Raw genomic sequence first — 26742 nt, forward strand, 5'->3', positions numbered from 1 at the left:
CGGCCCACCGGTCCGGGACCTGCCGCCCTGCCGCCTCCGCATCGAAGCGCGTGAGGATGGGAGGAGAAGGGAGAGTCCCATGACCGCCAAGAAAATCATCGTCGGTTACGACCGTTCCCCGGAGGCCCGTGCCGCTGCGGCGTGGGCTCTGGACGAGGCGGCCCGCACCGGCGCGCTGGTGGAGTTCTTCTACGCGTACGAGTGGCCGACCTGGGCGCCGGCGGCGTCCACCGTGCCCTCCCCCGCGGTCTGGCCGGACGGCGAGACCGACCGCGCCATCAAGGGCGCGCTGCAGGAGGCCGTGACCGAGGCCCGGCAGACCCACCCGCAGGTGCGCACCGAGGTGTCCATCGTGAACGCCAGCGCCGCCCTGACGCTCATCGACCGCTCCGCCGAGGCCAGCCTCATCGTGCTCGGCAGCCAGGGCCACAGCGCGGTGACCGGCATGCTCGGCTCGGTCAGCGTCGCGGTCAGCGCCCACGCCCACTGCCCGGTCATCGTGGTCCGGGGCGACAACGGGCACGCCGGTCCCGTGGTGGTCGGCGTCGACGACTCGCCCTGCGCGCAGCTCGCCCTGGCCTTCGCCCTCGAGCAGGCGGCCGAGCGCGGCGCGCCGGTACGCATCATCCACGCGTGGCGTCCGGTCTCCGGCATCTGGGAGGACAGCCCGCTGGTCACCCGGGAGGTCACCGACCAGGAGCGCCGCCCCTTCGACGAGCTCGTGGCGGCGTGGCAGCAGAAGTACCCGCAGGTGACGATCACCGCGGAGGCCGTCGTGGACCACCCGGCCCACGCCCTGGCGGCCGCGAGCACCACCGCGCGGCTGCTGGTGGTCGGCACCCGGGGACGCGGCGCGTTCCGCGGGATGCTGCTCGGCTCGGTGAGCCAGCACCTGCTGCGGCACTCGGCCTGCACGGTGGCCATCGTCCGCGAGGTTGCCGGAAGCTGAGCCCGGCAGCGACGCCGGGCCCGCGGTGCGGGCCCGGCGTCGCGCTGTCTACGCCGCCGGCGGCGGCGGGGACTTGCCCTCCAGCACGGCCAGGATCTCGCCGATCTGGTGCTCGCGCTCCAGGGGGTGCCGCAGCGGCAGCTCACGGTGCAGCTGGTAGCGGTTGCGCCGGCCGTCGCGGGTGCTGGTCAGATAGCCCGCCTCGACGAGGTCGGCGACGATGCGCTGCGCCGCCCGCTCCGTGATGCCGACCTGGGCGGCCAGGTCCCGGTGCCGGAGGCCGGGGTCGCGGGCCACGCAGATCAGCACGTGGGCGTGGTTGGTGAGAAAAGTCCAGTCCGGCACGGGCTCTGATCCTACGAGTCCCCCGCCACCGCCGGGCGGTCAGGGCGACGCACGGCGCGCGTGGAGTGCAGGCTCCAGCCGATCGAGACGCCGATGGTCGGCCGCACACGGTCGGCCGTGACCTCCGGCCCTTACCCGCGGGGCGCGGCGGGAGCAGGCTGGACAGGGAGGCCGGAAGGGGGTGGCGACCATGAGGCTCAGCCTGCGCGACGCCGTCGCCGCGCTGATGATGGGAGTGATCCTGACGCCGTACGCGACACTGCTCGTCCGCGGGCGCGAGCCGTACGTCGGCAACGTGGCGACCATGGCGGCGCTGTCCCTGGTCGTGGCCGGCGGCGTGTTCGTGGTCGCCGGCGGGATCACCGTCCGTACGCTGATCGGCCGGGTGGAGGTCGGCTTCGCCGTCGCCGCCCTGGCGCTCGGCGTGGTCACGGTGCTCCTCGGCGACACGCCCCTCGGGCAGCTGCTGCTCGGCGCGTTCATCACGCTGGTGCTGCTGACGTGGGGCACCCAGCTGCTCGACCACGCCGGCTACCTGCAGCCGCCGCCCCACCGGCCGTCATGACGTCCGCTGTCGTGCCCGGCGCCGGTACAGCTCGTCCACTCCCCACACCAGCAGCGGGAACGGGGCCAGGAACGCCAGGTGCGCCGGGCCCAGCGCCGCGGTGCCGAACAGGGCCTGCAGCGGCGGCAGATAGATCACGGCCGCGGCGAAGACCAGCTCGAACGCGATCCCGCCGAGCAGCAGCCGGTTGGTGAACACCCCGATCGAGCGCAGCGAGGCCCGGTCGGTGCGGGCGGCGAACGCGGTGCCGAGCTGACAGGCGACGATGCCGGCGAACGTCATCGTGGTGGCCTCGCGGTACGCGCCGTGCAGCGCGGAGCCCGGACCCGTCGCCGCGCCGGGCTGCCAGCCGGCCCGCCACAGCGACCAGAAGAACCCCGCCATGACCAGCGCCGCCGACGTCACGCCCAGCAGACCCCAGGCGCGCAGCAGCAGGCGCCGGTCGATGACCCCGCTGCGCGGTGAGCGCGGCGGGCGGCGCATCAGCCCCGGCTCCGCCGGTTCGCGCCCCAGCGCCAGGGCGGGCAAGGTCTCCGTACCCAGGTCGATGGCGAGGATCTGCAGCACGGTCAGCGGCAGCGGAATGGCCCCGCCGGAGAGCGCGAAGATCAGGAACGGCACCACCTCGGGTACGGCGTGCGCGAAGATGTACAGCACGAACTTGCGGACGTTGTCGTACACCCGCCGCCCGGCGTGCACCGCCTTGACGATGGTGGCGAAGTTGTCGTCGGTGAGCACCATCGTGGCGGCCTCCCGGGCGACGTCCGTGCCGGAGCGGCCCATGGCGACGCCGATGTCGGCGTGCCGCAGGGCGGGAGCGTCGTTGACCCCGTCCCCGGTCATGGCCACGACCTTGCCGGCCGCGCGCAGCGCCTCGCAGATGCGCAGCTTGCCCTCCGGCGTGGAGCGGGCGAAGACGATCTCCTCGTCCCCGGCGAGCAGCCGGTCGAGCTCGGTCTCGCTCATCGCCTCCAGCTCCGTGCCGGTGACGACGCGCCCGCCGCCGATCCCCGCCTGGCGGGCGATCTCGGCCGCCGTGGGCCCGTAGTCGCCGCTGATGACGTGGATGCGGATGCCGGCCCGGTGCGCTCCGCCCACCGCCTCGGCGACGCCGTCGCGCAGCGGGTCGGCCAGGGCCAGCAGCCCGAGCAGCGTGAGGCCGGCCTCGGCGTGGTCGCGTTCCGGCGTGCGACCGGCGCCGACGAAGCCGTACGCGACCGACAGCACCCGCAGGCCGGCGGCGGCGTACCGGTCGACGGCGGCCTGCAGCTGCGCGCGCACCTCGGCGGAGAGCGCCACGCTGTGCCCGCCGGGGCCCACGACCCGGTCGCACAGCGGCAGGACGGACTCCACCGCGCCCTTGGTGTGCACCCGGGCGCCGTCCACGGTGGACATGCGCTTGAGGCGGCTGTCGAAGGCGTACAGGAAGGTCCGCTCGGCGTCGCGCTCGGCGGCGTGCACCGGGACCGCCAGCTGGTCCGCGAAGCGCAGCAGGGCCAGCTCCATCGGGTCGCCGGTGTCGTGCGGCGCGCCGTCCCCCGCCACCCGTGCCGTGGTGCACCGGGCCGCCGCGGTGGCCAGCTCCCGTGCCCGCCCGTCGCCGCGTGCGGCCGCCGCGTCCAGCTCGGAGCCGTACAGCCAGATCCGGGACACCCGCATGCGGTTCTCGGTCAGGGTGCCCGTCTTGTCCGTACAGATGACCGCCGTGGATCCGAGGGTCTCCACCGCGGACAGCCGCTTGACGACCGCGCCGACGCGGGCCAGTTCCCGGACGCCGACGGCGAGAGCCAGGGTGATGGTCGGCAGCAGGCCCTCGGGCACGTTCGCCACGATCAGGCCGATGGCGAAGCTGATGGCCGCGGCCCAGCCCAGCCCGGCGACCACGCCGATGGGCAGGAACGCGGCCCCGGCGGCGACCGCCACGGCCGCGATGACCCAGGTGGCCCGGCGCACCTGGCGCTCGAGCGGGCTGGGCTCCCCGCGGCCCCGCTGCGAGAGCGCGGCGATCCGGCCGATCTCGGTGTGCATACCGGTCCGGGTGACCACCGCCCGGCCCTCCCCCGCGGTGCACACCGTCCCGCTGAACACCATCTCGCGCGCCTCGAGCAGCGGCCCGGCCACGACCTCCGCGTCCGCCGACCGCGACGCCGGGACCGACTCGCCGTTGAGCGCCGACAGGTCCACCGACAGCGCCCCGTCCACCAGCCGGCCGTCGGCGCAGATCCGGTCACCCTCCTCGACCACCAGGACGTCGCCGGGCACCAGCTCCCCGCCGGTACGTCGCACAGCACCCCGTCGCGCAGCACCCGCGCCGAGACCGGCAGGTACGCCGCCAGCGCCTCCACGGCCCGTTCCGCCTGCATCTCCTGCGCGAACGCGAACGCGGCGTTGAGCAGGATCACCGCCACCACGGCGAGTGCCAGCGCCGGGGTGCCGCCGAGCCAGGCCAGCACCGCGGCCACCATGAGCAGCACGGCCAGGGGCTGGGTGAACTGGGCGAGAAGCTCGCGCGGCCAGCGCCGGCGCTCCCGGCGGGACAGTTCGTTGGGGCCGTACACGGTGAGCCGCCGGGCGGCCTCCCTCGCGCCGAGCCCGGCGGGACCGGTACGCAGGTCCCGGAAGAGTTCGACGGGGGGACGCCGTTCGTCGACCGGGCCGGGTGCCGTCGTCGTCTGCGTCATGACTCCAGGCTTTCCACCGCGGGCGCGGGACGGACAGGGCCGGGCGGCCCGCACCCGGTGGTCCTACGGCAGCAGGCGCCGCACCGCCACCCCGGTGACCGCCGCCATCGTCGCGGCCATGGCCAGGCCACCGGCTGTCCCGATGGCGATGATCAGGATCAGCGCCTGTCCTGGGTGCCAGAGCGGCATGGTGACGAGCAGGAACACCGCCAGCCCGGCGAGCCAGGCAACGGCGCTGACGGTGATCCACCAGCCGGCGTGGGCGGTGAGGCGGCTGGGTGCCAGAGCGGCATGGTGACGAGCAGGAACACCGCCAGCCCGGCGAGCCAGGCAACGGCGCTGACGGTGATCCACCAGCCGGCGTGGGCGGTGAGGCGGCGCAGCACCGTCCACTGCGCGAACCCGATCGAGCACAGCAGGGCCACGCCGAGGATCAGGGCCAGGGGTGCGGTCACCGCCACGGGCCAGCTCTGCCAGACACCGGCGAAGGTCGACGGCGACATGCCGATCAGGTACGCGACCACGGCGGCGCCCGCCGTCACGGCGACCCAGCGGCGCCACGGGAACCGCGGCAGCGCCCAGCGCAGCACGGCCGCCTGGCCGGCGCCCAGCACCGCGCCCTCGACGGCGCCCGCGGCGAGGATGACGGGCAGCGCCACGGCGGCGTCCGCGTCGGCCAGCAGGGCGCCGGCACAGGCCGGCACCACGAAGCCGAGGAACTCCGCCACCGTGACCGTACGGACCCAGACGCGGTACAGCGCGGCCCGGTTCAGCACCGGCACCGCCGTCGATGTGGTCATGCCGTCACCCGCCGCGGCTCAGTGGCGGCGGGCCGGGGCGCCTACCGGGTGGTGAGCCACCGACTCCACCGCCGCGGTGAGGACCGAGCCGACCACGGCCAGGACGAGCCCGGTCAGCGGCAGCAGGGTGGAACCGCCCAGAGCGATCATCCGGCGCTTCGTCATGACGTCCTCCTCTGTCCGCTTCCATCCAACGCCGCCACGGGCCGCGCCTTTCAGGGGCGCAGGGCCTCAGGTCACGGGCCGTTCTGCCTGCTCCGGGCCCGCCGGGTACGCGTACAGCTCGACCAGCCGCACCCGCGAGGCGGTGAGCCGGTCGGCGAGCACCCCGACGAACCGCATCGCCAGCTCGCGCCCCAGGTCGGCGTCCTCGGCCATGAGCCGGCGCACCTGTGGGGCGTCGAACTCGATGGCGTGGCACTCGTCGGCCACGACCGCACCCACCGACCACCGGTACGGCGGCAGCAGCCACGACCAGCCCACCGGCGCACCCGACTCGAGGCGCTCGATGACGATGCTGCCGCGGCCGGGCACCTGGAAGTCCAGGGCGATCGCTCCCGAGGTGAGCAGCCAGAAGGTGTTCGCCGGCGCCCCCTCGTGGAAGAGACGGTGGCCGGGATGACGCAGCGTGGGGCGGCCGAACGAGGCGAGCTTCTGCAGCCAGTTGGTGGGCAGGTCGCCGACGAACGGGTGCAGGGCGAGACGGTCGAAGACGGTCAGGGGCGGCATGGTGTCCTCCGATGCGCTAATGCGAGCTCCAGGCCTGAGCGACCCGGATCTGCCGGTGTGCGGCCAGCAGGATGTGCAGGCACACCTGCCGCACGTCGGGGGCGGCGAGCCCGGGCCGGGCATCGTCGAGCATGCGGACGACCTCGGCGGCGGTACGGCGCACCACGTCCAGCGCCGCGGCGCGGCCGGTGCGGCCCTCCGCCAGGTACCGGTCGTAGCGGGCCTGCACGCCCGGATCGGCGAACAGCCCGGCGCCCAGCCCCGCCGACGGGTCGGCGAGCCCGTGCCGCTCGAGCAGCTGCCGCAGCGCGGTCAGCTCACGGGTCTGCGACGGCGCCGAGTGGGGGAAGGCGGCGTACCGGTCGGCGAAGACGGCGAGCAGATCGTGGCCGAGCTTCGTGCGCTGGGCCAGCTCGATCAGCAGCGCCACCTGCGCGGGCGGCACCGGGCCGCTCGGCAGAACGGCCCGGTCCGGGGCGCAGAAGCCGGCGCGGTCGCGCCAGGCCTCGCTCGGGGCGGCGGTCGGCATCGGATCCTCCGGTGGGTCGGGCTCAGCGACGGCTGAGGCGGTCCATCTCGCGCCGGATGCGGTCCTCCGGCGGGTTCTCGGGGGCGAGCACGTCCCAGATGTGGAACGCGACCCCGATCCCCCAGCCGAACAGCGGGAACATCGGCCAGTAGAAGCCACCCGGCGTGGTGACCAGCCAGATGCCGTTCAGGAAGAGGTTCACCAGCACGTACGCGAGCACGTGCGCCTGCAGTTCGCGCCTCTTGCGCAACCGGGTCACGGCGAGTTCGCGCAGCTCGGCCGTGTCGTCCTCCGGGGTGATCCCGGTGGGGTGGAAGGTGGTGGTCATGACGTCCTCCTTTCGAGGGGGGTCGGCTCAGCGCCGGCCATGGCGGGCCGTGCGCCGATGCGGCGGCGTCAGGCGGTCGATGAGGTCCTCCAGCACCGGCCCGGCCACGATGAGCAGGGCCAGGACGGCCAGGATGACGACGACGAGCAGCGACATCGCACTCAACTCCCTCGGCACGGGGACGACGGCGTCCCCGTGCCTTGATGGTGTCCGGTGCCCGGCCCCCGGGACAGAGTCGGGAGTCCGGGACCGCCGGGACTTCCGTCCGCCGCGGCGGCCCGCCGGCCGGGGCTCGGCGGAGGGGTCGAACGGCCCTGTCGCCGGCGACCCGGCGGGGCGATGCTGGCCCTGACGCCACCGGAGCCCGGACGTAGCGACCGGGCCGAGGAGACAGATGCGATGGCCGGAGCGCCACCAGACCCACCGTCGTCAGGACGGGACCTGGCCCGGCCGCTGCGCCACGCGGGCCCCGGCGGCGTCTCGTCCACACCGGGCGTTCGTCCATACCGGACGGAGAGAAGGTGAACGCGATGGAGAGCGTCACCGGCGCTCCCGTGGTCGTCGGGGTGGACACCTCCCCGCGCAGCAACGACGCCGTGGAACTGGCGGCGGCCGAGGCGGCCCTGCGGCACCGGCCGTTGCGGATCGTGCACGCGTTCCTGTGGCCCCTGGCCCGCCTCGCTGTGCCGCCGGCGTCGCCGTACCCGGCCCTGGACGCCTTCCGCGACGAGGCCCGCAGCCTGCTCACCGACGCCGAACGGCTCGCCGCCAAGACGGCGCCCGGCACCCGGATCACCACCGAGATCATCACCGACCTGCCGGTGCCGGCGCTGCTGGCCGAGAGCCGGCACGCCGACCTGCTGGTCGTGGGCGACCGCGGCTCCGGCGGCTTCCGCGGCCTGGTCGTGGGCTCGGTGGCGGTACAGACCGCCACGCACGCCTCCTGCCCGGTGCTGATCGCCCGGCGCCGCCGCGACGCGGCCGGCCCGGTCATCGTCGGCATCGACGGTTCCGCGGCATCGCAGCGCGCGCTGGAGTTCGCCGCGCGCGAGGCCTCCCTGCAGGGCGTCGACCTCGTCGCGGTGCACGCCTGGGGACTGCCGCCCACGCTCGGGGCCGGCGAGCTCGTGCCGCTGGCGTACGAGCTGGCGGCGGCCCGGGACGAGGAGGAGCGGATCCTCGCCGAGTCCCTGGCCGGCACGGCTCAGCTCTGGCCGGACGTCCGGATCCAGCGCGACCTGCACCGGGGAGCCCCGGCGCGGGCCCTGCTGGGCTGGTCCCGGCGGGCACGCCTGATCGTCGTCGGCAGCCGCGGCCACGGCGGCTTCCCGGGGCTCCTGCTCGGCTCGGTGGGCCAGCACCTCATCCACCACGCGGCCTGCCCCGTCGCCGTGGTCCGCGCGGCGCCGTGACCGGCACCGCGCCCCTCTCCGGCCGTCAGGCGATGCCGTACGCGATGCCGGTGCCCAGCACGTTGCTGTCGTCGTAGTCGTACTCGAGCTCGTCGACCACGTCCACCACCCCGGCGATCTGACGGGTGAGCCGCTTCGCGATGTCCGCCGTGGACCAGCGGTCCACGTGACCCTTGAGCGTGACGAGACCGTCGGCCACGGTCGCCTTGACGGTCAGCACGTTCTCGGCGAGGTAGATGCGCAGGATGCCCTCCTCGACGTCCCGGCGGATGTCGTCGTCCGGGCGCAGGTGCACCTTGAGCAGGTCGCCGCGGGACACGATGCCGACGAGCCGGCCCAGGTCGTCGATGACCGGCAGCCGCTTGACGCCCTCGCGCTCCATCAGCCGCGCGGCGGCGGGGATCGGCGTACCCTTCAGCACGGTCACCGGCGGGACGCTCATCAGGTCGGCCGCGGTACGGGCATCGGCCTTGACCCGCTCCCCGCGCCGGCGCCGCCCCTCGAACAACCGCGGCTTCTCGTCGCCGGCGTATTCGATCTTGCGCAGCAGGTCGGCCTCCGACACCACGCCGGTCACCCGCTGGAAGTCGTCCACCACCGGTACGGCACTGAGCCGGTGCCGGATGAGCAGATCGACCACCGCCCGGTACGGCGCTTCCTCGGGAACTGTGACAACCGACGTGGTCATCACGTCGTCCACATGCCAGTTCTTCATCAGGAGACCTCCTTGTCGCGTCACCTCCGACGCTAGGAGCCCGGCGGCAGGCCGGTCAGGGCCGACAGTCCCAAACCCGCGGGACCTCGGCACCACGCCCGATCCCGCCCCGGACACGAGGAAGGACCGGACGGCGTCCGCTCGTCCGGTCCTTCGGTGCAGTGCGGTCAGCGCACGATGACGACGGGGCAGCGGGCGTGCTGCGCGCAGCGCTGGCTCACCGAGCCGAGCAGCGTCCCGGCGAAGCCGCCGTGGCCGCGGCTGCCCACCACCAGCAGCGGCGCCTCGCGGGCCGCGTCGAGCAGGACCTGCGCCGGATGGCCGGCCACCACGCTGCGGTGCAGCGGAACGCCGGGGTCGTCGCCGTACGCCGCCTCGAGCGCCGTCTCCAGGATCTCCTTGGCCGTCACCTCGATGTCCGTGTACGGCACCGCCGGCGGCCCCCAGCCCCACACGGGCGGGAACTCCCAGGCGGTCACGGCGTGGATCCCCGTACCGGTCAGCCGTGCCTGCGTCAGCGCCCACCGCAACGCGGTCACCGACGCCGGCGACCCGTCCACGCCGACCACGATGTCGTGCCGCGTGCCGGGTTCGAACTCCCTGGTCATGCCGCTCACCTCCGTACCGGCTCTCACCTGCAGTGTGAGCCGGGCCGGGGCGGCCGATCAGGGCCGGACGTCCTGTCGCCGGGTGACAACCGGCGTGGGCAGCGGGCAGGATCCGCTCGTGACCTCAGCACCCATCCAGGAACTCCAGCGCGCCTTCGACGAGGCCGAGCTCCGCGCGGACGCCGACGCGCTGAACGCGTTGCTGGCCGATGACTTCCGGTCCATCGGCGAGCAGGGGTACGTCCTCGACAAGGCCCGGTGGGTCGGCAAGTTCGCCGAGTTCGCCTATGCGAGCCTGGAGAGCAGCGATGTCGAGGTGTCCTTCTACGGGCACGCCGCCATCGTCCGATGCGTCCAGCGCAGCCGGTCGGTCTGGCGCGGGCAGGAGATGGCGCTGGCCGTGCGGGTCAGCCAGACCTGGGTCGAGCTTCCCGAGGGCTGGCGGCTGGCCGGCATCCAGTTCAGCCCGCTCGGCGGCGAGTGAGGCCGGCCGCGACGGCCGGCCGGCACGCGGCCGGCCGGCACGCGGCCGGCCGGCGCTGCGACCGTCAGCCCTGCTCCGGGACCGGGAGCGGCTTGACCTGCCAGATGTCGCGGCAGTAGTCGCGGATCGTGCGGTCCGAGGAGAAGAAGCCGCTGCGCGCCGCGTTGCGGATGGATGCCCGGGTCCAGCCGTCCTCGTCGCGCCAGGCCTTCGCGACCTCGTCCTGGCAGTCGACGTACGAGCGGTAGTCGGCCATCGTCAGGTATTCGTCGCGGCCCAGCAGGTCGGCGACCACCGCGCCGCTGCCGGGGCCGGCGAACGGGCCCGAGGCGATCGCGTCGACGGCGGCCCGCAGCTCCGGGTCGGCCTCGTAGTAGGCGCGCGGGTCGTACGGGCCGGCGCGCAGCTCGGCGGCCTGCGCGGCGTCCATGCCGAAGAGGAAGAAGTTCTCCGCGCCGACCCGGTCGCGGATCTCCACGTTGGCGCCGTCGAGCGTGCCGATGGTCAGCGCGCCGTTGAGGGCGAGCTTCATGTTGCCGGTGCCGGAGGCCTCCTTGCCGGCCAGCGAGATCTGCTCGGACAGGTCGGCGGCCGGGATGATGAGCTCGGCGCGGCTCACGTTGTAGTCCGGCAGGAACGCCATCCTGAGGTACGGCGAGACGTCCGGGTCGGCGTTGACGACGGCCGCGACCGTGTTGGCCAGGTGCATGATCTGTTTGGCGGCCTGGTAGCCGGGCGCCGCCTTCCCGCTGAAGATCACCGTCCGGGGTACGACCGAGCTCAGGTCCCCCGCCTTGATGCGCTGGTGGAGGGTGATCACGTGCAGCACCCGCAGGAGCTGGCGCTTGTACTCGTGGAAGCGCTTGATGAGCACGTCGCAGAGCGCGTCCGGGTCGAGGCTCACCCCGGTCGTGGCCAGCGTGTGCGCGGCGAGGGTCTCCCGGTTGCGGCGCTTGACCGCGCGCCAGCTGTCCCGGAAGCCGGCGTCGTCCGCGGCGTCCTCGAGCCCGGCGAGCCGGTCCAGGTCGCGCAGCCAGGACCGGTCCCCCAGCCGGGAGCTGATCAGGCCGGTCAGCCCGGGGTTGGCGATCAGCATGAAGCGCCGGGGCGAGACGCCGTTGGTGACGTTGTGGAAGCGGTCCGGCCACAGCTCGGCGAACGCGTGCAGGGTGGTCTCGGCGAGCAGGCGTGAGTGCAGCTCCGCCACGCCGTTGACCGCGAAGCTGCCGATCACCGCGAGGTGCGCCATGCGTACGCGTTGCTCGCCGCCCTCCTGGATGATCGACAGAGCCCGCAGCCGGTCGACGTCGCCGGGGAAGCGGGCCGCCACGTCCTGCAGGAACAAGTGGTTGATCAGGAAGATGATCTCCATGTGCCGTGGCAGGAGCCGCTGCAGCAGCGGCACCGGCCAGGTCTCCAGCGCCTCGGGCAGCAGGGTGTGGCAGGTGTACGCGAACGTGCGCCGGGTGATCTCCCAGGCCCGGTCCCAGTCCAGCCCCTCCTCGTCGACGAGGACCCGCATCAGCTCGGGGATGGCGATCACCGGGTGGGTGTCGTTGAGCTGGATGACGACCTTGTCGTTGAACGCGTCCCAGCCCTCGTTGCGCAGCCGGAACCGGCGCACGATGTCGCGCAGCGAGCACGAGACGAGGAAGTACTGCTGCTTGAGCCGCAGCTCGCGACCCAGCTCGGTGCTGTCGTCCGGGTAGAGCACCTTGCTGATGTTCTCGGAGCGGACCATCTGCTCGACGGCCTCGCCGTAGCGGCCCGCGCCGAACAGGGACAGGCCGAACGCCTCGCGCCCGGCCCGCGCCTTCCACAGCCGCACGATGTTGACCGTGCCGGTGCCGTACCCGGGCACCAGCATGTGGCTCGGCTCGCCGAGCACGACCTCGCCGGGCACCCACCGCGCGCGCTGCCCCCCGGCTGCCTCGGTGTGGCCGTAGAAACCGACCGGCTGCTGGTCGTCCGGGGCGTGGAACTCCCACGGGTTGCCGTAGTACGTCCAGTCGTCCGGCCGTTCCACCTGCGCGCCGCCGGCGAACTCCTGCTTGAAGATGCCGAAGTCGTAGCGGATGCCGTACCCGACCGCGGGGATGTCGCCGGTGGCGAGCGAGTCCATCAGGCAGGCGGCCAGCCGGCCGAGGCCGCCGTTGCCGAGCCCCGGCTCCACGTCCAGGCCGCCGACCTCGTCGGCGTCGCGGTCCAGGGAGTCCAGCGCCGCCCGGGCACTGTCGAGCGTGCCCGAATACAGCAGGTTCTGCCGCAGCTGGCGGCCGAACATGTACTCGGCGGAGAAGTAGTAGACGAACCGGGGGTTGGTCTCGTAGTAGGCCGCGGTGGTGCGCAGGTACCGCTCCACGAGGCGGTCACGGACCGTCATCGAGAGTGCCTGGTAGACGTCCTGGGCGCTCGCCGACTGGATGGTCGTGCCGCGCTGGTAGTACAGGTTACGCAGCAGCTCCCGCTGGAACTCGCCGGGCGTCTTGCAGTCGCACTGAGCTACCTCTGCCGGCCGTACGTCGGTCACAGACGATCTTCTCCCCGTTCGGAACGTCGCCACGCCGGCGACCGTCTCGAGTATCGATGGTCCCGGCCACCGACACACCGCTTTGCGGTGAAACCTTTGTTACCGTCCGCGCGGCGTGCTACGGGGCACGACGAGAACCGGCCGGTACGCGTGGTGCAGCGTAGCCATCGCGACGGAACCGAGCACGATCTCCTCCACCGCCGAGCGCCCACGCGAGCCCACCACGAGGACCGCGGCGTCGCGTGAGCGGGCGTACGAGGACAGCGCCCCCGCCGTCGACCGGCCGGTGGCGGGCAGGAGGCCGTCGCGGTGCAGCACGGTGACCGCGCGCCCGCTGACCTCGGGGCCGTGCCCCGCGCCGTCCTCCACGGTGACCGGGATGATCTCGCGGCCCGCGAACAGGTGACCCGCGGCGACCAGCGCGGCGTGCGCGCCGGCCGACCCGTCCCACCCGATGACGACCGGGCCGGCGGCCAGCGCGGCGGACTCGGCCGCCAGCAGCGGGTGCGGCACCACCAGCACCGGCCGCCGGGCGTAGTGCACGACCATGTCGGACACGCTGCCGAGCAGCGCCTTGGTGCCGCCCAGCCCGCGCGAGCCCACCACGAGCAGGTCGGCGTCGAGCTTGTCGGCCAGCTCCGCGAACTGCACGCCGTCGCCGCCGTACGTGCGCTCGACGACCGCCTCGGCCTCCCAGCCGGCGGCGCCGGCGAGCACGACGCCGGTGCGCGCGATGCGCTCGGCCTCCCGGACTCCCTCGCGCTCGACCGCCTCGACGAACCGGTCCACCCCGGCGGTACCGGTCCACAGCCGCCGCCGCAGCGTGTCGCTGGCGAACGGGGGCGTCCACAGGTGGACGATGCCCGCGTGCGCGGCCGGGAACAGCACCGCTCCCACGTCGATGGCGGCCGTGGCCGCCGGGGAGCCGTCGAAGCCGAGGATCAGTCGAGCTGCGTGTCCGGTCATGGTTCCAGCGTCGCTCGCGCGGCGCGGGCGGGCCCAGGGCCGAAAGTCCATGCCGGCCGGTTCCCGCAGCCCGGTCACGGCACGCTCGCCGCAGGTCCCGCGGGAAGGGGCCGGACGACTCTGATCTCCGGGACGGCGCGGCGGCGACGCTGGCGGCAGAACGTCGCGAAACACCCGAACACCGAAAACGAGGAGGCGGCGATGATGGCCACGTCCGCTACCGCTGTCCGTACCGCTCTGAGCAGGGCGGCCCGCGCCGCGCTGCTCGCGCCGTCGGTCTTCAACACCCAGCCGTGGCAGTGGCTGCTCTCCGGCGACACCCTCACGCTGCGCGCCGATCACAGCCGGCAGCTGCCCGACACCGACCCGGACGGCCGGCTGCTGCTGCTCAGCTGCGGCGCCGCGCTGCACCACGCGCGGACCGCGCTGGCCGCCGAGGGCTGGACGCCCGTCGTGCGGCGGCTGCCCGATGCGGCCGACCCCGACCTGCTGGCCGTGGTGCAGATCGGCGAGCGCGGCGCACCGGACCCGCACGCCCGGACGCTCACCGAGGCGATGCCGCGGCGCCGTACGGACCGGCGGCCCTTCGACGACGTGCCGGTGCCGCGGCAGACCCTGACGACGCTGCGCCGGCTGGTCTGGCTGGAGGGCGCGTACCTGCACCTCGTACGCCCGGACCAGGTGCCGCTGCTGGCCGCCTCGGAGGAGCTGGCCGCCGACGCGGAGACCTCGGACCGCGACTACCGCGCGGAGCTCGACGCGTGGACGCACCGGCCGGCGGGCAGCGGCGACGGGATCCCCGCGGAGACCTCCGTGCACCCGACCCGCCGCCCGGTGCCCGTACGCGACTTCGACCCCGACGGCGGCGCGGACCTCGACCCGGGACCGGGCACCGACCGCGGGGCCGCGTACGCGGTCCTGTTCGGCCTGGCGCACCGCCCCCTGGACCTGCTGCGCGGCGGCGAGGCGTTGTCGGCGTTGCTGCTGGAGGCCACCGCGTGCGGCCTGGCCACCGCACCGCTGAGCGACGCGGTCGAGGTCAGCTGGCCCCGCAACCTGCTGCGCGCGATGCTCGGCGGGCCGGGCGAGCCCTTCCTCGTCATCCGGCTCGGCCACCGCGCTGCCGACTCCGAGCTGCCGCCGGTGCCGCGCCGGCCGGCAGCCGAGGTGATCTCGTCGGTCCCGCAGCTGCCGATCCGGTGATCGGGCGCGGTACCGTTCGAAGGCGGTCCATGCGACGAGTGAGGTTATGGACGAGTGAGGTGATGACGGTGCACCCGATCTAGTGACCGCCCCGGCCCGGGGCGTCACGGAGCCGGAAGGTGCCCGTATGAGCAGGACCGACAAGACCCGCCCCCGGTGGGTGCAGCTGGCCGACGTCCCGATGGTGACGTGCGTTCCCCGTCATGACCATCGGTTCGGCCCGTGCACGCTGCCGGAGCGGGTCACCCCGGACGGCATGGCGCGTGACGGCCGCTGCCGCTGGGGTGCCACCGCGTGGAACTGGTTTCGTCGCTACGACAACGACGGATACCGCGAGTGGAGCCACATCAAGCGCACGGAGCGCCGCCGCAGCCGCCACCAGGCGCGCCATGAGTTGCGCGCCCATCGCTGGGTGGACTGATCTGAAAGAGGCCGGCAGAGCTGCCGGCCTCCTCGTCGCGTACGGGGTCAGGCGACGCCGAACGGCGTACCCAGATCCGAGCCGACCATCATGCTGTCGTCCACGTCGTACGTGAGCCCGTCGGCGACGCCCACGACGCCCGGCACCTGGCGGGCCAGCGAGGCGATCCGCTCGGCGGCCGACCGGAAGTGCACCCGTCCGCGCAGCGTCACCACGCCGTCCCGGGTCTCCACGCGGACCGTGGCGTCCGGGGCGCCGAGCGCGTGCGGCAGGATCTCGTCCACCACGTCGCGGCGGATGTCCTCGTCGATGCGCAGGTGCACCTTGAGCAGGTCGCCGCGGGAGACGATGCCGATCAACCGGCCCAGCTCGTCCTCGACCGGCAGGCGCTTGACCTGGGCCTGGTGCATCCGGCGGGCGGCAGCCGCGACGGACAGCGACGGCAGGACCGTCACCACCGGGGAGGTCATCACGTCCCCGGCCGTCCGCGCCCCGGCCTTGGCCTGCTCGGCGCGGCGCCGGCGGCCCAGGACGAGCCGTGGTTCCCCTCCGGCCGCCTCGACCTTGTGCATCAGGTCGGCCTCCGACACGATCCCGACCACCCGCTGGAACCGGGTGACCACCGGCACGGCACTCACCCGCCGGCTGATCAGCAGATCCACCACAGCCCGGTACGGCGTGCCGGTCTGGACCGCGACGACGTCTCTGGTCATCACGTCGTCCACCCGCCACAGTCTCATGGCGTTCCTCCTTCTGTTCCACCTCCGACGCTACGGCGACCAGGTGTCGGACGTCAGGGCCGACAGGCCCGCCGGGGCGGGACCGGCTGCCCCTGTCCCGCGGCGGCGGGGCGGCCGACGATGAGGGGAGCCGGCGCAAAGGAGCACGCCATGGCACGGAACGACATCGTCGTGGGCACCGACGGCACGATGGCCGGGGCGGCGGCGGTGCGGTGGGCGGCCGCGGAGGCCGCGCGGCGCAACGTCCTGCTGCGCATCGTGCACTGCTTCGACTGGGACTACGACTCGTCGCGGCAGGGCTGCAGCAGCGGGTCGGCCGACGCCGCCCGGCAGCTCGCCGACGCGGTCACCTCCGCCGCCCTGCACCAGGCCCGGGCCGTCGCGCCGGGTATCTGGCTGGAGGCGGACGCGCTGATCGGCGACGCGGCGTCGCACCTCGTCGAGGTCTCCGACACCGTCGCGCTCGTGGTCGTCGGCAGCCGCAGCCGCGGCGGGCTCGCCGGGCTGCTGCTGGGATCGGTGAGCCGGCGCGTCGCCGTGCACGCCTCCTGCCCGGTCGTCGTCGTGCGGGGCCGGGAAGACCTCGGCGACGGGCCGGTCGCCGCCGGCGTCGACCTCTCGGCGCGCGGGGAGCTGGTGCTGCAGCAGGCGTACGAGACCGCCGAGGCGCTCGGCTCCGAGCTGCGCGTGGTGCACAGCTGCACCCCGGCCGTCACACCGTGGGTGGGCACCGTGCCGGCGGCGGCCCCGGCGTACTTCGACGACGACGGGGAACGGGAGCGCCTGCACACCGTGGTGGGCCCGTGGCAGGACAAGTTCCCGCAGGTCAGCACCACCCTCACCATGTCGCACCAGCCCGCCGCGGGCGCCCTCGCCGCGGCCTCCCGGCAGGCGCGCCTGCTGGTCGTGGGCAGCCACGGGCACGGCACGGTCGCGGGCACGCTGCTCGGCTCGACCAGCCTGTCCCTGCTCCACCACGCGGACTGCCCGGTGCTGGTGGTCCGTACCCGCGGCATGGGCCCGTCATCCCGGGACTTTCGGCCCTGACCTGCGGGTGACCGCCCCGGCACGGTGTGAGAAGAAGGCAGGAGGTTCCCACCATGACCACACGAAACGACCGGCCGGCCCGTTCGGACGCCGCCGAGGCGCTCGAGGCCGCGGCCCGCGTGTCCCTGCATGCGCCGTCCGTCTTCAACACCCAGCCGTGGCGCTGGCGCCTCACCGGCGACACCCTCGCGCTGTACGCCGACTCCTCCCGCGCGCTGCGCGCCACCGACCCCGACGGGCGGCTGCTGCTGCTCAGCTGCGGCGCCGCGCTGCACCACGCCCGGGTGGCCCTGGCCGCCGCCGGCTGGACCGCGCACGTCGTACGGCGGCCCGAGGGCGGCGAGCCGGACCTGCTCGCGCTGGTCACGGTCACCGGCCGGCAGGCGCCCGACCCCGAGGCCGGGCGTCTGGTCGAGGCGGTGCCCCGGCGGCGCACCGACCGGCGCGCCTACTCCGAGCGGGGCGTGCCCGAGCAGACCCTGAACGAGCTGCGCCGCACGGTCGAGGGCGAGGGGGCGTACCTGCACGTCGTGCGACGCGACCAGATGCCGATGCTGGCCACCTCGACCGCGCACGCCGCGAACGCCGAGCTGCAGGACTCCGCGTACCGGGAGGAGCTGCAGCAGTGGACGCACCGGCCGCAGGGCAGCGGCGACGGCGTTCCCGCCGCGACCGCGGTCCGGCAGGGACCCCGCCGGGTGCCGGTGCGCGACTACGCGCCCGGCGAGACCCCCGGGCTGCCGGTCGGCGACGGCTTCGACCTGGGCGCCGCCTACGTCGTGCTGTTCGGGCTCACCGAGGGGCCCGAGGACCTGCTGCGCGGCGGTGAGGCTCTGTCCGCGCTGCTGCTGGGCGCCACCGCGGAAGGGCTGGCGACCGCGCCGCTGAGCGACACCATCGAGGTGGAGTGGCCGCGCCGGCTGCTGACCGACCTGCTCGCGGGCGTCGGCGTCCCCTACGTCGTCGTGCGCCTGGGCTACGGCGACACCACCGAACCCCTGCCGCCGGCGCCGCGCCGGCGGGCCGAGGACGTCATCGAGGTCCAGCCATGACCACCGCATCGTACGACGCAGCAACCCTGCGGATCGCCGCCGCGGCTGCCGTCCGGGCGCCGTCGCTGCACAACAGCCAGCCCTGGCTGTTCCGGCTGCGCGACGGCGGCATCGAGGTGCTCAGCGACCCGGCACGGCAGCTGGCGATCGCCGACAGCACCGGCTGGGCGGTACGGATCGCCTGCGGGGCGGCCGCGTACAACGCCCAGCTCGCGCTGGCGGTCAACGGCACGCCGGCGCAGGGGGAGCTGCGCCCGTACCCGTCGGAGCCGGACGTGGTCGCGCGCCTGATCCCGGCCGCGCCGCGCCCGGCGACGTACGCCGAGCAGGAACTGTTCGCCGCGATCCCGCGCCGCTGCAGCAACCGGCGCCCGTTCTGGCCGGACCCGGTGCCGTCGGAGGCCCGAATCCGGATCATCGACGCCGCGCACGCCGAGGGCGGCTGGCTGGACCTGCTCGTCGGGATGACCGCGCTCAGCGGCTTCGCGCAGATCGCCCGCAGCGCCGACCGGGTGCTGCGGCGCGACCCCGCGTACCGGTCGGAGATGGCGACCTGGACGCACGCCGACGCCGCCCGCGACGGGGTGCCGGCGACCGCCGGCGCGCCCGTCACCGAGCCGCAGGACCTGCTGCCCAAGCGGCCGTTCACCGAGCGCCGCCGCGCGCCCGGCCACGACTTCGAGGCGGAGCCGCTGATCGCGATCCTCGGCACGAACGGGAACCGGCCGGTCGACCAGATCGCCGCCGGGCAGATGCTGCAGCGGGTGCTGCTGACCGTCACGGACGCGGGGCTGGCCTGCTCGATGATCTCGCAGCCCATCGAGGTGCCGACGGCCCGCGAGCACCTGCGTCAGTCGCTGCGCCGCTCCGGCACGCCGCAGATGGCGCTGCGCATCGGGTACGGCGACCCCGGCCGCCCCACTCCGCGCCGCGACCTGGACGACCTGATCGTGGGTGAGCGCTAGCGTCCCCGCAGGATCGGGTCGTTCGGCCCGTGCCGCCGCGGGGTACGCGGATCAGCATGGACGCAGCCGCACAGAAAGGACCGGAACCATGATGTTCTACGGACACGGCATGGGCGCCGGAGGCTGGATCCTGATGCTGCTCACGGTGGCGCTGCTCGCGACGCTCGTGGTCGTCGTCATCGTGCGCCCGCTCACCGGGCACGACACCACGCTGCCGGCGCCCCGCGACCCGGCGGCGGACGCCGAGCGGGTGCTGGCCGACCGGCTGGCCCGCGGCGACATCGACACCACCGAGTACGAGCAGCGCTTGCACGCTCTGCGAGCCGCGCGACGGTGACGGCAGGCGTCCCGGCCGGGGGTCCGGCGGAGACGGGACATGCGGCTCTGCCGGAGACACCGGCGGCGGCGGTCTGCTGAGGGCGACCGTTGCAGGAGGTGTCATGAACCGCTATCCGTTGCGGGTCGAGGCACGCCGGGACGAGCCGTTGAGCCGGTGGCTGTGGCTCGTCAAGTGGCTGCTGCTGATCCCGCACATCCTGATCCTCGTCGTGCTCTGGGTGGGCTTCCTCGTGCTCACAGTCGTCGCGTACCTCGCGGTCCTGATCACCGGCAGGTATCCGCACGCGATCCAGGCGTACAACGTCGGCGTGCTGCGCTGGTCGTGGCGCGTCAACTACTACGGCTACCAGGCGCTGGGCACCGACCGGTACCCGCCGTTCACACTGGCGGACGTGCCGGACCATCCGGCCCGGCTCCACCTCGACGAGCCCGCCCGGCCGCGGCGATGGCTGCCGCTGGTCGCGTGGCTGTTCGCCATCCCGCACCTCGTGATCCTCGGGGCGCTCACCGGCGCCGCCACCTGGACGGTCGGCCGGGGCGACACCACCGCGAACGCGCCGATCAGCGTGGTCGCCGCCGCCGTGCTCGTCGCCGGCTTCGCGCTGCTCTTCACCGGCCGCTACCCCCGGGGCCTGTACGACCTGCTCGTCGGCATCGCGCGCTGGAACCTGCGGGTCATCGCGTATCTCGCGTTGCTGACGCCGTACCCGCCGTTCCGGCTGGACCAGGGCGAGCGGGAGCCGGGCGACGGCCCGGACGACCCGCCGGACGGCCCGCCGGTGCACCGGGCGGCGCAGGACGGCTCGGTCGCGGGCCCGGTGATCGCGCTGCTGGCCGGCGTGGTCCTGCTGGTGCCGGCCATGGGCGCCGGCGTGGCGGGCGGTGGCCTGCTGGCGTTCGAGAGCGCCCGCGACAGCTCCGGGTACGTGACCGGACCGGCCCTGCAGGTCAGCACCGCGACCGCCGCGGTGACCACGGAGGACATCACCGTCGAGAACGCCGACGAGTGGACCCGTCTGCTCGCCGACGTGGGTGGCATCCGGATCACCGCCGACAGCGCCACCGGCCGGCCGGTGTTCGTCGGTATCGGCCGTCGCGCCGACGTGGACCGCTGGCTGGCCGGCTCGGCCCGCGACCGGATCACCGACGTGACCGGCGCGACCGTCCGGTACGAGCGGGCCGGCGGCGCGGTGCGGTCCGTGCCGGCACCGTCCGCACAGGACTTCTGGCTGGGCTCCGCCAACGGGGCCACCGGGGCACAGATGGCCTGGCGTGTCACCGACGGCGACTTCACCGTGGTGCTCGCCAACGCCGACGGCTCCCCGGGTGTCTCCGCCGACGTCCGCGGTGCCGTGCAGGTCCCGGACCTCACCGGCCTCGGCGCGGGGCTGCTGATCGGCGGGATCGTCGCCGGCATCCTCGCGGTCCTGCTGATCGTCGTCGGCGGCACCGGGCTGGGCCGCCGCCACGCCGGACCGCCACCGCCCCCACCGCCGGCGGGCACTCCGCCGCAGCCGGCGCCGCGTACCCCGGTGGCGGCCTCCACCTGAGACATTCAGACCGGTAGGACCGGGCGCGCCGGGGCGTACGCCTCGGCGCGCTCCTTGATGCCGCGCAGCATCCGGCGCTCCATGATGAGGCTGCCCGGCTCCACCACCAGCCGGCTGACGAGCCGCCCGGGCCGCGACATCGCGCGCAGGCTGATCCGGTTGCGGCTGATCAGCCGGGTGCCGAGCCAGTACTCGCGCAGGTCGAAGATCCACACCCAGGCGCCGTCCTCGGAGCGGAAGGCCAGGGTGCGGTCCACGTCGCAGATCTCGACGCGCATGCCCGGCCCGTCCGGGCCCAGCGGCAGCACGTCGCCGACGCTCAGGTGCTGGAACTCCGGCAGGATCCGGCCGGCGCTGTGCATGTCGAGCCCGAAGAGGTTCTCGATCCAGTCGTACGTGTACGCGCCCCCGCGGCCGCTGCCCATCTGCACGAGCCACGGCCACACCGCCGCCGGCCCGGCCGTGATGGTGATCGCCCGGGTCGAGACGACGTCCGGGTCCTCGAGCAGCTCGTCGCCGGGCAGCGGGAGCAGCGCCTCCTCCGCCGTGGCCCCGTACGTGAGGCTCCACCGGCGTACCGGCGGCGAGTACAGCATCGCCGTCGACGCGGCGACCAGCGCCGCGCTCCCGAGGTGCCTGCCCGTCGTCAGACCGTGCCTGTCCATGATCCCTCCTCGGCTCCGAGCCTGCCCCGCCACCCGGCCGCCGGGCAGGGCCGAAATGCCCGTGTGCGCCGGGCGTGCGGGCCGGGCCGTCAGGCGGGCGGACCGGGCCGGGCGGCCCCTGTCCGGGCGCTACGGGCCGGGCGGCCCTACTGGCCGGGACCCGCACCGCGGTACGACCGAGTCGGACCAGCCGACCGAACGAGTGAGGGTGAGCCGGATGACCAGGTACGTGTACGACTTCGCCGAGGGCAACAAGGACCTCAAGGATCTGCTGGGCGGCAAGGGTGCCAACCTGGCCGAGATGACCCGGATGGGCCTGCCCGTGCCGCCCGGCTTCACCATCACGACCGAGGCGTGCCGCGAGTACCTGCGCACCGGCGCCCTGCCGGCCGGCCTGCTCGCCGAGGTGGAGGACCACCTGCGGCTGGTGCAGCAGCGGATGGGCAAGAACCTGGACGACGCGCGCGACCCCCTGCTGCTGTCCGTGCGCTCCGGCGGCCGCTTCTCCATGCCCGGCATGATGGAGACGATCCTGGACATCGGGCTGAACGACTCCAGCGTGCTGGGGCTGGCGGCGCAGAGCGGCGACGAACGGTTCGCCTGGGACTCGTACCGGCGGCTGATCCAGATGTTCGGCAAAACCGTCGTCGGCGTTCCCGGTGACAAGTTCGAGGCGGAGCTCAGCGCGGCGCGGGCCGAGGCCGGTGTGCGGTCCGACGCCGAGCTGGGCGTGACCGCGCTGCAGGAGCTGGTGCAGGCGTACAAGAAGGTCTTCGCCGAGCACACCGGCCGCGACTTCCCGCAGGCGCCGCACGAGCAGCTGCACCTGGCGATCGCGTCGGTGTTCCAGTCGTGGAACGCCGAGCGGGCCGTGCTGTACCGCCGTCAGGAGCGCATCCCGCAGGACCTGGGCACGGCCGTGAACGTGATGGCGATGGTGTTCGGCAACCGCGGCTCGGACTCGGGCACCGGCGTGGCCTTCACCCGCGACCCCGCGACCGGCAAGCGCGGCGTCTACGGCGACTACCTGTCCAACGCCCAGGGCGAGGACGTGGTGGCCGGCATCCGCAACACTGTGGGCCTGCAGGAACTGGAGACGCTGGACCCGCTGAGCTACCGGCAGCTTCTGTCCATCATGGACAAGCTCGAGCACCGGTACTCGGACCTGTGCGACATCGAGTTCACCATCGAGCGCGGCAAGCTGTGGATGCTGCAGACCCGGGTCGGCAAGCGTACGGCCGCGGCGGCGTTCGTCATCGCCGCGCAGCTGGTCGACGAGGAGCTCATCACGCTCGACGAGGCGCTGCGCCGGGTCAGCGGGGAGCAACTGGCCCAGCTGATGTTCCCGAGCTTCGACACCGCGGCGGCCCCCGCCGCGCTGACCACGGGCGTCGCGGCCTCCCCCGGCGCGGCGGTCGGCGAGATCGTCTTCGACTCCGCGCACGCGGCGGCGGCCGGCCGGCCGGTGATCCTCGTGCGCCGCGAGACCAACCCCGACGACCTGCCCGGCATGATCGCCGCCCAGGGCATCCTGACCAGCCGCGGCGGCAAGACGTCGCACGCGGCCGTGGTCGCTCGCGGCATGGGCAAGACCTGCGTTTGCGGCGCCGAGGAACTGCTCATCGACACCAAGGCCGAGACGGTGACCGTGAACGGGACCGTCCTGCGCGCCGGCGACACCATCTCGGTGGACGGCACCAGCGGGCGCGTGTACGCCGGCGCGGTGCCGGTGCACCCCTCCCCCGTCGTCCAGTTCTTCGAGGGCGAGCTGACGTCCGCCGGCGACCCGCTGCTGAGCGCCGTCGAGCGGCTCATGGCCCACGCCGATCAGGTACGCCGGCTGGGTGTGCACGCCAACGCCGACACCGGCCCGGACGCCGCGCGCGCCCGTCGCTTCGGCGCGACCGGGGTGGGCCTGTGCCGTACCGAGCACATGTTCCTCGGCGAGCGCCGGGAACTGGTGGAGCGGCTGATCCTGGCCGAGACCGACGAGGAGCGGGAGGCGGCGCTCGCGGCGCTGCTGCCGCTGCAGCGCGACGACTTCGTCGAGCTGTTCGCCGAGATGGACGGCCTGCCGGTGACGGTACGGCTGATCGACCCGCCGCTGCACGAGTTCCTGCCCGCGCTGGAGGAGCTCACCGCCCGGGTCGCCCGCGCCGAGGCGCTCGGTGAGGACCCGGGGCGCGACGCCACCCTGCTGACCGCCGTACGCCGCATGCACGAGCAGAACCCGATGCTGGGCCTGCGCGGCGTCCGCCTCGGCCTCGTCGTGCCCGGCCTGTTCGCCATGCAGGTACGCGCGATCGCGCAGGCGGCCGCGCTGCGCGTCGCCGCGGGCGGCGATCCCCACCCGGAGATCATGGTTCCGCTGGTCGGCGCGATCCAGGAGCTCGAGACGGTACGCCACGAAGCCGAGTCGATCCTCGCCGGCGTCGAGGGCGCCCCGCCGATCCGGATCGGCACGATGATCGAGGTGCCCCGGGCGGCGCTGACCGCCGGGGAGATCGCGCACGCCGCCGAGTTCTTCTCGTTCGGCACCAACGACCTCACCCAGATGACGTGGGGCTTCAGCCGCGACGACGTGGAGGCCGCGTTCTTCGGCCGCTACCTGGAGCTGGGCATCTTCGCATCGTCACCGTTCGAGACCCTCGACACGAGCGGCGTCGGCGAGCTGGTGCGCATCGCCGTGGAACGCGGCCGGGCCGCGCGTCCCGAGCTGACCGTGGGCGTCTGCGGCGAGCACGGCGGTGACCCCGCGTCGGTGCGGTTCTTCCACGACGCCGGGCTGGACTACGTGTCCTGCTCGCCGTTCCGGGTGCCGGTGGCGCGCCTGGAGGCCGGCCGGGCCGCCGTGTCCACCGCGGGCGGCTCCGACACGCGCTGAGCAGCGGTAACGACGGCGGGCCCGGGCGACATGCCCGGGCCCGTCGGCGCGCCGGGGTCCCGGATCGGACGGGTCCAAGGTCCCGCCGGTTGCGGCACGGCGGCCCTCACGGCGGCGGCGCTCCGGGCGTTTCATTGAAGTGTCAAAGAGAACCGGAAGGACGTGGACGTCATGACCGCCGCCACCCACCCCACCACCCCCCGTACCGTCACCCCCGCGACCGACCCGGCCGTCACCCCGGCGCGCGAGACCACGGCCGCGAAGGCGACCCGCTACGTCCTCGCCGGACTCCGGCTGGCGCTCGGCTGGATCTTCCTCTGGGCCTTCATCGACAAGCTCTTCGGCCTCGGCATGGCCACCCCCGCGAAGGGCGCCTGGATCGACGGCGGCAGCCCCACCAAGGGCTTCCTCGGCAAGGCCGTCAGCGGCCCGTTCGAGGGCTTCTACCACAACATCGCCGGCGCGGCCTGGGCCGACTGGATGTTCATGCTCGGCCTCGCCGCGATCGGCACCGCGCTCATCCTCGGCATCGGCCTGCGCGTCGCCGCGGTGGCGGGCAGCCTGCTCCTGGTCATGATGTGGACCGCGGTGCTCCCCCCGGAGAACAACCCCTTCATGGACGACCACCTGGTCTACGCCGGCGTGCTGATCGTCCTGGCCCTCACGGCGGCCGGCAACACCCTCGGCCTCGGCAAGCTCTGGAACAAGCTCAGCATCGTGCAGCGCCTGCCCTGGCTGAAGTAAGCACCTACCGCTCGATCACCACGGCGGCACCCCCACCCGGGTGCCGCCGTTCCTGCTGTGTACGGGACTCAAATTCACCGTGGTCTCGTCCTCGTGAGCGGGAAACTCCAGCGTCGGCTCGAGCGGCGGGGCAGCCCAGGCGGGCGGCGAAGCGGGCTCGAGCGGCGGGGCGGGCGACGTCGCGGGCGGGGCGGTGGGTGTCAGCCGGATCAGGCCCAGCACGACAAGGCCGGCGGCCGCGCCGATCAGCGCCCCGCCGCTGTTGTAGAGCCAGTCCGCGGCCGTGGCGTCGCGGACGCCGCTGACCGCCTGCCAGCCCTCGATGCCGAACGACAGAGCCGCGCCGGCCACGGCGGTGGAGACCGCGCGCCGGGTGGCGAGGGCGCCGAAGAAGCCGAGTGGGACGAACAGCAGGAGGTTCGCCGTGCGTTCGTCGGGCGCGGTCGGGGCGTCCAGCTCGGCGTGGAACGTCGCGGCGTGCAGGTACGAGCGCACGTACCCGCCGACCCGGTACACGGCCCCGTCCTGCCATCCCGGCGCCTCCACGGGCACCGTGAAGACCAGGATCGGCGCCAGGGACAGCAACGCGAGCAGGGTCCAGCCAGGACGCCATCCGAGCAGCCGGGCCAGGGGCAGGAACAACACCACGGCCGCCACGGCGCAGCACACCAGCAGCTGGACGGCGCCCGGCCGGCCGAGCGCCAGGTCGAGCTGTTCTCGCATCGCCACCTCCTCGTGTCCGTACGGACAACGGCGGCCGATCCTTCCGGGTGGCGCGTATGGCGGGCATAAAGCGCCGGGCCCTACCGCGCCGCCATCCACGGCTGCAGCGCCGTCGCGGTCGCGCGCTCCACGGCAGCCTGGACGGTCGCCGGGTCCTCCGGGAGGTCCTCGTCCTCCAGCAGCACCTGCAGGGCTCCCGTGACCGCGCCGATGAACGCCCCGACGAGCGCGGCGGCCTGCACCTCGTCGAGCCGGTCGGGGAAGGCGGCGGCGAGGTGCCGGGCGATCTCGCGCTGACCGTCGGCCTGCACCTGCAGGGCCTTGCCGCGCACCGAGGGCACGTCCCGGATCAGCCGCAGGCGCAGCGCGGCGAGGCGTCCGGTCAGGTCGTCGTTGTCGTCACCGACCAGGTGCAGCGCGCGCAGCAGCACGTCGGCAGGCTCGTCGCCGGGGCGCCGCTCGGCGATGGAGGCGACAGCGGCCCGGATGCGGGCGTCGCCGTGCGGGAACAGCAGCTCCTCCTTGCTGGCGAAGTAGCTGAAGAAGGTCCGCGTGCCGATCTCCGCGGCGGCCGCGATGTCGGCCACGGTTGTCTGCTCGTACCCGTGCCGCTCGAACAGATCGGTGGCCGCTTCCACCAGGGCCTGGCGGGTGCGGGCGCGCTTGCGCTCGCGAAGGGAGGTCTCCGGTGCCATACCCGCATCGTACGGCACCCACTGCATATCTGCACTCATTGCAATTCTGCACTCAGTGCGGATATCGTGTCGG

At 74.0% G+C, this 26742-nt stretch carries 30 protein-coding genes and 1 pseudogene; 13 read left to right on the forward strand and 18 right to left on the reverse strand.

Going from position 1 to position 26742, the window contains the following annotated elements:
- Positions 1–79 precede the first annotated feature (79 nt).
- Positions 80–949: a universal stress protein gene (locus IT780_RS03365; RefSeq protein WP_199509862.1), complete on the forward strand. Its 870-nt coding sequence runs from the start codon at positions 80–82 to the stop codon at positions 947–949.
- Positions 950–997: 48 nt separating this feature from the next.
- On the opposite strand, the gene IT780_RS03370 is transcribed toward IT780_RS03365, so the two are convergent.
- Positions 998–1294, reverse strand: coding sequence for a helix-turn-helix transcriptional regulator (locus IT780_RS03370; protein ID WP_199509863.1), 297 nt, complete (start codon positions 1292–1294; stop codon positions 998–1000).
- A gap of 190 nt (positions 1295–1484) precedes the next feature.
- Here IT780_RS03370 and IT780_RS03375 point away from each other — a divergent pair, with 190 nt between their 5' ends.
- Positions 1485–1859, forward strand: coding sequence for a hypothetical protein (locus IT780_RS03375; protein WP_199509864.1), 375 nt, complete (start codon positions 1485–1487; stop codon positions 1857–1859).
- Here IT780_RS03375 and IT780_RS03380 read toward each other — a convergent pair.
- The 9 genes and pseudogenes from IT780_RS03380 to IT780_RS42520 form a co-directional block, all read right to left on the reverse strand.
- Positions 1854–4145, reverse strand: coding sequence for a cation-translocating P-type ATPase (locus IT780_RS03380; RefSeq protein ID WP_199509865.1), 2292 nt, complete (start codon positions 4143–4145; stop codon positions 1854–1856). The genes IT780_RS03375 and IT780_RS03380 overlap by 6 nt on opposite strands.
- A gap of 221 nt (positions 4146–4366) precedes the next feature.
- Positions 4367–4540, reverse strand: a pseudogene (locus IT780_RS41530) (cation-transporting P-type ATPase); the annotation flags it as partial.
- Positions 4541–4603: 63 nt separating this feature from the next.
- Complete coding sequence (locus IT780_RS42515) at positions 4604–4729, reverse strand: hypothetical protein (RefSeq protein WP_267909927.1); 126 nt, start codon at positions 4727–4729, stop codon at positions 4604–4606.
- A complete protein-coding gene (locus tag IT780_RS03385) occupies positions 4699–5340 on the reverse strand; it encodes a hypothetical protein (RefSeq protein ID WP_199509866.1) in 642 nt (213 codons plus the stop codon). Before IT780_RS03385 ends, IT780_RS42515 begins: the two co-directional genes overlap by 31 nt.
- An 18-nt stretch (positions 5341–5358) precedes the next feature.
- The gene (locus tag IT780_RS03390; RefSeq protein WP_199509867.1) at positions 5359–5505 is read right to left on the reverse strand and encodes a hypothetical protein; all 147 of its coding nucleotides are present in this window, start codon (positions 5503–5505) and stop codon (positions 5359–5361) included.
- Between the two features lie 66 nt (positions 5506–5571).
- Positions 5572–6069: a Crp/Fnr family transcriptional regulator gene (locus IT780_RS03395; RefSeq protein ID WP_233412061.1), complete on the reverse strand. Its 498-nt coding sequence runs from the start codon at positions 6067–6069 to the stop codon at positions 5572–5574.
- A gap of 16 nt (positions 6070–6085) precedes the next feature.
- A complete protein-coding gene (locus tag IT780_RS03400) occupies positions 6086–6598 on the reverse strand; it encodes a ferritin family protein (protein ID WP_199509868.1) in 513 nt (170 codons plus the stop codon).
- 22 nt (positions 6599–6620) lie between these two features.
- Positions 6621–6926: a 2TM domain-containing protein gene (locus IT780_RS03405; protein ID WP_199509869.1), complete on the reverse strand. Its 306-nt coding sequence runs from the start codon at positions 6924–6926 to the stop codon at positions 6621–6623.
- Between the two features lie 27 nt (positions 6927–6953).
- Complete coding sequence (locus tag IT780_RS42520) at positions 6954–7082, reverse strand: hypothetical protein (protein WP_267909896.1); 129 nt, start codon at positions 7080–7082, stop codon at positions 6954–6956.
- A 374-nt stretch (positions 7083–7456) separates the two neighbouring features.
- Between IT780_RS42520 and IT780_RS03410 the strand changes: the two genes are divergently transcribed.
- Positions 7457–8338 (forward strand): universal stress protein, encoded by an 882-nt coding sequence (locus IT780_RS03410; protein WP_199509870.1) that lies wholly within the window; start codon positions 7457–7459, stop codon positions 8336–8338.
- 25 nt (positions 8339–8363) lie between these two features.
- Here the strand turns inward: IT780_RS03410 and IT780_RS03415 are convergent, their stop codons facing one another.
- Both IT780_RS03415 and IT780_RS03420 read right to left on the reverse strand, forming a co-directional pair.
- Positions 8364–9053 carry a CBS domain-containing protein gene (locus IT780_RS03415; RefSeq protein WP_199509871.1) on the reverse strand — a complete coding sequence of 230 codons (690 nt, stop codon included), beginning with the start codon at positions 9051–9053 and terminating at the stop codon, positions 8364–8366.
- A 167-nt stretch (positions 9054–9220) separates the two neighbouring features.
- Positions 9221–9661 carry a universal stress protein gene (locus IT780_RS03420; protein WP_199509872.1) on the reverse strand — a complete coding sequence of 147 codons (441 nt, stop codon included), beginning with the start codon at positions 9659–9661 and terminating at the stop codon, positions 9221–9223.
- A gap of 118 nt (positions 9662–9779) precedes the next feature.
- Here IT780_RS03420 and IT780_RS03425 point away from each other — a divergent pair, with 118 nt between their 5' ends.
- Positions 9780–10145, forward strand: coding sequence for a DUF4440 domain-containing protein (locus tag IT780_RS03425; RefSeq protein ID WP_307831009.1), 366 nt, complete (start codon positions 9780–9782; stop codon positions 10143–10145).
- 64 nt (positions 10146–10209) lie between these two features.
- Here IT780_RS03425 and IT780_RS03430 read toward each other — a convergent pair whose 3' ends face one another.
- Positions 10210–12675 carry a glycogen/starch/alpha-glucan phosphorylase gene (locus IT780_RS03430; RefSeq protein ID WP_199509874.1) on the reverse strand — a complete coding sequence of 822 codons (2466 nt, stop codon included), beginning with the start codon at positions 12673–12675 and terminating at the stop codon, positions 10210–10212.
- 99 nt (positions 12676–12774) lie between these two features.
- On the reverse strand, positions 12775–13641 hold the full coding sequence (locus IT780_RS03435) for a universal stress protein (protein ID WP_199509875.1): 867 nt from the start codon (positions 13639–13641) through the stop codon (positions 12775–12777).
- A 201-nt stretch (positions 13642–13842) separates the two neighbouring features.
- Here IT780_RS03435 and IT780_RS03440 point away from each other — a divergent pair, with 201 nt between their 5' ends.
- Positions 13843–14844, forward strand: a complete 1002-nt coding sequence (locus IT780_RS03440; RefSeq protein WP_199509876.1) for an Acg family FMN-binding oxidoreductase — start codon at positions 13843–13845, stop codon at positions 14842–14844.
- Between the two features lie 127 nt (positions 14845–14971).
- Positions 14972–15265, forward strand: a complete 294-nt coding sequence (locus IT780_RS03445) for a hypothetical protein (protein ID WP_199509877.1) — start codon at positions 14972–14974, stop codon at positions 15263–15265.
- Between the two features lie 47 nt (positions 15266–15312).
- On the opposite strand, the gene IT780_RS03450 is transcribed toward IT780_RS03445, so the two are convergent.
- Positions 15313–16005, reverse strand: coding sequence for a CBS domain-containing protein (locus IT780_RS03450; RefSeq protein WP_199509878.1), 693 nt, complete (start codon positions 16003–16005; stop codon positions 15313–15315).
- A gap of 150 nt (positions 16006–16155) precedes the next feature.
- On the opposite strand from IT780_RS03450, the gene IT780_RS03455 reads away from it, so the two are divergent.
- From IT780_RS03455 to IT780_RS03475, 5 genes are all read left to right on the forward strand, one after another.
- Positions 16156–17052: a universal stress protein gene (locus IT780_RS03455; protein WP_199509879.1), complete on the forward strand. Its 897-nt coding sequence runs from the start codon at positions 16156–16158 to the stop codon at positions 17050–17052.
- A gap of 53 nt (positions 17053–17105) precedes the next feature.
- Complete coding sequence (locus IT780_RS03460; RefSeq protein WP_199509880.1) at positions 17106–18104, forward strand: Acg family FMN-binding oxidoreductase; 999 nt, start codon at positions 17106–17108, stop codon at positions 18102–18104.
- Positions 18101–19069, forward strand: a complete 969-nt coding sequence (locus IT780_RS03465) for an Acg family FMN-binding oxidoreductase (RefSeq protein WP_199509881.1) — start codon at positions 18101–18103, stop codon at positions 19067–19069. Before IT780_RS03460 ends, IT780_RS03465 begins: the two co-directional genes overlap by 4 nt.
- Positions 19070–19157: 88 nt before the next feature.
- Positions 19158–19406: an SHOCT domain-containing protein gene (locus IT780_RS03470; protein ID WP_199509882.1), complete on the forward strand. Its 249-nt coding sequence runs from the start codon at positions 19158–19160 to the stop codon at positions 19404–19406.
- A 103-nt stretch (positions 19407–19509) separates the two neighbouring features.
- Positions 19510–20958 carry a DUF4389 domain-containing protein gene (locus tag IT780_RS03475; protein WP_199509883.1) on the forward strand — a complete coding sequence of 483 codons (1449 nt, stop codon included), beginning with the start codon at positions 19510–19512 and terminating at the stop codon, positions 20956–20958.
- A 5-nt stretch (positions 20959–20963) separates the two neighbouring features.
- Here IT780_RS03475 and IT780_RS03480 read toward each other — a convergent pair whose 3' ends face one another.
- Entirely contained in the window at positions 20964–21623 is a 660-nt protein-coding gene (locus IT780_RS03480; protein ID WP_199509884.1) for an SRPBCC family protein, read from the reverse strand.
- A 217-nt stretch (positions 21624–21840) separates the two neighbouring features.
- Between IT780_RS03480 and ppdK the strand changes: the two genes are divergently transcribed.
- Both ppdK and IT780_RS03490 read left to right on the forward strand, forming a co-directional pair.
- Positions 21841–24507 (forward strand): pyruvate, phosphate dikinase, encoded by a 2667-nt coding sequence (gene ppdK, locus IT780_RS03485; protein WP_199509885.1) that lies wholly within the window; start codon positions 21841–21843, stop codon positions 24505–24507.
- Positions 24508–24669: 162 nt separating this feature from the next.
- The gene (locus IT780_RS03490; protein ID WP_372443594.1) at positions 24670–25251 is read left to right on the forward strand and encodes a DoxX family protein; all 582 of its coding nucleotides are present in this window, start codon (positions 24670–24672) and stop codon (positions 25249–25251) included.
- A 15-nt stretch (positions 25252–25266) separates the two neighbouring features.
- Here IT780_RS03490 and IT780_RS03495 read toward each other — a convergent pair whose 3' ends face one another.
- The gene (locus tag IT780_RS03495; protein ID WP_199509887.1) at positions 25267–25974 is read right to left on the reverse strand and encodes a VanZ family protein; all 708 of its coding nucleotides are present in this window, start codon (positions 25972–25974) and stop codon (positions 25267–25269) included.
- A gap of 80 nt (positions 25975–26054) precedes the next feature.
- Positions 26055–26669, reverse strand: coding sequence for a TetR/AcrR family transcriptional regulator (locus IT780_RS03500; protein WP_199509888.1), 615 nt, complete (start codon positions 26667–26669; stop codon positions 26055–26057).
- Between the last annotated feature and the right edge of the window lie 73 nt (positions 26670–26742).

It is taken from the genome of Nucisporomicrobium flavum (assembly GCF_016464385.1).
GTDB lineage: Bacteria > Actinomycetota > Actinomycetes > Mycobacteriales > Micromonosporaceae > Actinoplanes > Actinoplanes flavus_A.